The sequence below is a fragment of the Phenylobacterium sp. genome (assembly GCF_044371015.1).
Lineage (GTDB): Bacteria > Pseudomonadota > Alphaproteobacteria > Caulobacterales > Caulobacteraceae > Phenylobacterium.
This window is the reverse complement of record NZ_JBILUK010000260.1, coordinates 1-4,285: the sequence shown is the minus strand read 5'-3', so window position 1 is coordinate 4,285 and position 4,285 is coordinate 1. Positions and strand designations below refer to the sequence as shown.

The following is a 4,285-nucleotide window of genomic DNA, read 5'->3' as shown; positions in this document are numbered from 1 at the left end:
CGGACAGGCCGCCGCCCTTCTGGACAATGGACCGGCGTCGCGCAGACGCAGGGTCGAGCGCGGCTTCGCCGTCGCCCTGGCCCTGGTCGCGATCTGGCTCGCCTGGGGAACCCGGACGGCCTGAAGGTAGGCTTTACTCGGCCGCCGCCCGGGTGATGCCGACCTTGGGCGCAAGTTCGCCGCCGGCATAGCGCTTGGCCATGGCCGAGAGCGGAATGGGCGTGATCTTGTCGGCGTGGCCGGCCGTCCCGAACTCTTCGAAGCGCTGGATGCAGACCTTGCGCATGGCCTCCTTGGCCGGCTTCAGATAGCCGCGGGGGTCGAACTCGCCGGGCTTCTCGACGAACACTTTCCGGATCGCCGCGGTAATGGCCATGCGGTTGTCGGTGTCGATGTTGATCTTGCGCACGCCGTGCTTGATGCCGCGCTGGATCTCTTCAACCGGCACGCCCCAGGTCTGAGGCATCTCGCCGCCGTACTTGTTGATCAGGTCCTGCAGATCCTGCGGCACCGACGAGCTGCCGTGCATCACCAGATGGGTGTTGGGCAGGCGGCGGTGGATCTCCTCAATCACATTCATGGCCAGGACGTCGCCGTCGGGCTGGCGGGTGAACTTGTAGGCTCCGTGGCTGGTGCCCATGGCGATGGCGAGCGCATCGACCTCGGTGGCCTTCACGAAGTCGACGGCCTGGTCCGGATCGGTCAGCAGCTGGTCATGGCCGAGCTTGCCCTCGAAGCCGTGGCCGTCCTCTTTTTCGCCCATGCCGGTCTCGAGGCTGCCGAGCACTCCCAACTCGCCTTCGACCGAGGCGCCGACCCAGTGGGCCATGTCGACCACATTGCGGGTGACGCGGACATTGTAGTCGTAGTCGGCGGGGGTCTTGCCGTCCGCCTTCAGCGAGCCGTCCATCATCACGCTGGTGAATCCGTACTGGATCGCCGTGGCGCAGGTGGCTTCGTTGTTGCCGTGATCCTGGTGCATGCAGATCGGGATGGCCGGATACATCTCGGCCATGGCGTCGATCAGGTGCTTCAGCACGATATCGTTGGCGTAGGAGCGGGCGCCGCGCGACGCCTGCATGATCACCGGCGAATTGGTGGCCTCGGCGGCCTCCATGATCGCCAGCGCCTGCTCCATATTGTTGATGTTGAAGGCGGGCACACCGTAGCCGTGCTCGGCGGCGTGATCGAGAAGCTGTCGAAGCGTGATGCGGGCCATGCTTTAGGGTCTCACCTGTCCTTTAGCGGTGCAAGGCCGCCACCCCCGGCAGCACCTTTCCTTCCATCCATTCAAGAAACGCGCCGCCCGCGGTGGATACGAACGAGAAGTCCTCCGAGACGCCGGCGGCGTTCAACGCCGCCACAGTATCACCCCCGCCGGCCACAGCCACCAGATCTCCGGCCTTGGCCAGTTTCGCCGCGTGGCGGGCGGCCGCCATGGTGCCCTTGTCGAAGGGGGGTATCTCGAACACCCCCAGGGGGCCGTTCCAGATCAGGGTCTTGGAATTGTTCATCGCCCGGCAAAGGCGTTCGACGGTCTCGGGCCCGGCGTCGAGGATACGCTCCTCATCGTCGATCGAGCCGACATGCCGCACCCGCGCCGGCGCGCCAGGCGCCAGCTTCTCGGCGACCACGATATCGATGGGCAGGAAAAGCTTGCAGTTGTTCTGGCCGGCCAGCCGGATGATCTCCCGCGCCGTTTCGGCCAGGTCCTTCTCGCAATAGGACGCGCCGACATCATGGCCCTGGGCGTACAGGAACGTGTTGGCCATCCCGCCACCGATGGCCAGCTTGTCCAGCCGGGTGACCAGGTTGGTCAGCAGGTCGAGCTTGGTCGAGACCTTGGAGCCGCCGACAATTCCCAAAACGGGACGTTCGGGGTGTCCCAGCGCCTGTTCCAGCGCATCCAGTTCGAGCCGCATCTGCTCGCCCGCATAGGCCGGAAGCCGCCGGGCCAGCGCTTCGGTCGAGGCATGCGCGCGGTGGGCGGCGGAGAAGGCGTCGTTGACATAGAGGTCGCCGTTGGCCGCAAGGGCGTCGGCGAAGGTCCGATCATTGGCCTCTTCGCCCGCGTGAAAGCGGACGTTTTCCAGCAGCAGCACGTCGCCGGGGGCCATGGCCGCGACCGCCGCGCGCGCCTTGGGTCCGATGCAGTCGTCCGCGAACGCCACGGGGCGGCCCAGAGCCGCCGCCAGAGCCTCGACGACCGGACGCAGGCTCATCGAGGGCACCACCTTGCCCTTGGGCCGGTCGAAGTGCGCCAGCAGGATCGTCTTGGCCCCGCCGGACGCCAGCTTGTCCACGGTCGGCCTGGCGGCGCGCAGACGGGTGTCGTCCGTGACCTGGCCATCTTCCATCGGCACGTTCAGGTCGACGCGGACCAGGGCGCGTTTGCCGGCGAGGTCAGCGGTGTCGAGGGTCTGGAAGGTCTGGCTCACCGAGGAATTCCCAACACTGTCATCCCGGACGGCCGAAGGCCGATCCGGGACCCAGTCGCACCAAGCGTTGCGGTTGCTGGGTCCCGGCTCTCCGCTGCGCTCCGGCCGGGATGACGGCGCGGGGAGACATCGCGGACGGCGGGTTCAGATCAGTTTCGCGAACGCGACCGCCGTGTCGCTCATCCGCGTGGAGAAGCCCCACTCGTTGTCGTACCAGCTGAGCACGCGGCAGAGGCCGCCGTCGATCACCTGGGTCTGGGGCAGCGCCACGGTCGACGACGCCGGGTTGTGGTTGAAGTCGATCGAGACAAGCGGGTCATTGGTGACGCCCAGCACGCCCTTCAGCGCGCCATTGGCGGCGGCGGAAATGGCGGCGTTGATCTCCTCGGCCGTCACCTTGCGGGTCGGCACGAACTTCAGATCCACCACCGAGACGTTGGGCGTCGGCACGCGGATCGAGGAGCCGTCGAGCTTGCCGGCCAGCGCCGGGATCACCAGGCCCAGCGCCTTGGCCGCGCCGGTCGAGGTCGGGATCATGCTCATGGCTGCGGCGCGGCCGCGGTAGAGGTCCTTGTGCAGCGTATCCAGCGTCGGCTGGTCGCCGGTGTAGGAGTGGATCGTGGTCATGTAGCCACGCTCGATGCCGCAGAGCTCCTGCAGCACGTGGGCCACCGGCGCCAGGCAATTGGTGGTGCACGAGGCGTTGGAGATGACCATGTCGTCCTTGGTCAGCGTCCCGTGGTTGACGCCATAGACGATCGTCTTGTCGGCGTTGTCGCAGGGCGCCGAGACGATCACCCGCTTGGCGCCGGCTTCCAGGTGGGCGGCGGCCTTTTCGCGCGACGTAAAGATGCCCGTACACTCGAGCGCGATATCCACGCCCAGAGCCTTGTGCGGCAGTTTGGCCGGGTCGCGCTCGGCGGTGACCTTGATGGCCGGATAGCCCGTGACAGTGATGCTGTCTGGGCCGGTCACGACCTCGGCCGGGAAGCGGCCGTGGACGCTGTCGTAGCGCAGCAGGTGCGCATTGGTCTCGACGGGGCCAAGGTCGTTGATCGCGACAACCTCCACGTCGCGACGGCCGTTTTCGACGATCGAACGCAGCACATTGCGGCCGATGCGGCCAAAGCCGTTGATGGCGACACGGACAGCCATGGGCGGGGAGCTCCTGCGGGATTTTTCAGTCGGCGGGTTGTTCCGACCACCCCTTAGGAAGTCAACCCCTTACACCCGCTTACCAGGGCTCAGATCTCTTGCCGCAGGATGCGCGCGAAGAGCTCGGGGTCGATGTTCCCGCCCGAGAGGATCACCCCAACGGTGTCGCCATGGGGCTGCACCTTGCCGGCCAGGAGCGCCGCCAGCGCCGCCGCGCCGCCGGGTTCGACCACCAGCTTCAGTGTCGAGAAGGCCACGCGCACGGCCTCCGCCACCTCGGCGTCGGTGACCACGCCGACGTCGGCCACGGTCCTTGCGAGGATCGGGAAGGTGAGTTCGCCGGGGCAGGGCGTCTCCAGCGCATCGCACAGCGTGCGCCTAGTCAGCGTCATCGGCCGCCGTTCGCCGGCCTGGAGCGACTTCAGCGTATCGTCGTAGCCTTCGGGCTCGGCGCCCATCAGGGCGGTGGCCGGCGAAAGCGCCTTGACCGCCAGGGCGGTCCCGGCGAGCAGGCCGCCGCCGCTGCAGGGGGCCATCACCGTGCCCAGCTCAGCGCCCAGCGCCCGCGCCTGGGTCACCAGCTCCAGCCCCGCTGTGCCCTGGCCGGCGATAATGTGCGGGTCATCGAACGCCGGAACCAGCACCGCGCCGCGCTCGGCGGCGATGGCGGCGGAGATCTTCTCGCGGCTTTC

At 67.6% G+C, this 4,285-nt stretch carries 4 protein-coding genes; all 4 read right to left on the bottom strand.

What is annotated here, in order from left to right:
• Positions 1-133: 133 nt before the first annotated feature.
• Complete coding sequence (gene fba / locus ACIQ3R_RS15840) at positions 134-1,219, bottom strand: class II fructose-bisphosphate aldolase (protein WP_397419821.1); 1,086 nt, start codon at positions 1,217-1,219, stop codon at positions 134-136.
• Between the two features lie 22 nt (positions 1,220-1,241).
• Complete coding sequence (locus ACIQ3R_RS15835) at positions 1,242-2,438, bottom strand: phosphoglycerate kinase (protein ID WP_397419820.1); 1,197 nt, start codon at positions 2,436-2,438, stop codon at positions 1,242-1,244.
• Positions 2,439-2,582: 144 nt separating this feature from the next.
• Complete coding sequence (gene gap / locus ACIQ3R_RS15830) at positions 2,583-3,593, bottom strand: type I glyceraldehyde-3-phosphate dehydrogenase (RefSeq protein WP_397419819.1); 1,011 nt, start codon at positions 3,591-3,593, stop codon at positions 2,583-2,585.
• Positions 3,594-3,682: 89 nt separating this feature from the next.
• Positions 3,683-4,285: threonine/serine dehydratase (locus ACIQ3R_RS15825; RefSeq protein ID WP_397419818.1), on the bottom strand; the 603-nt coding region annotated here is incomplete at its 5' end.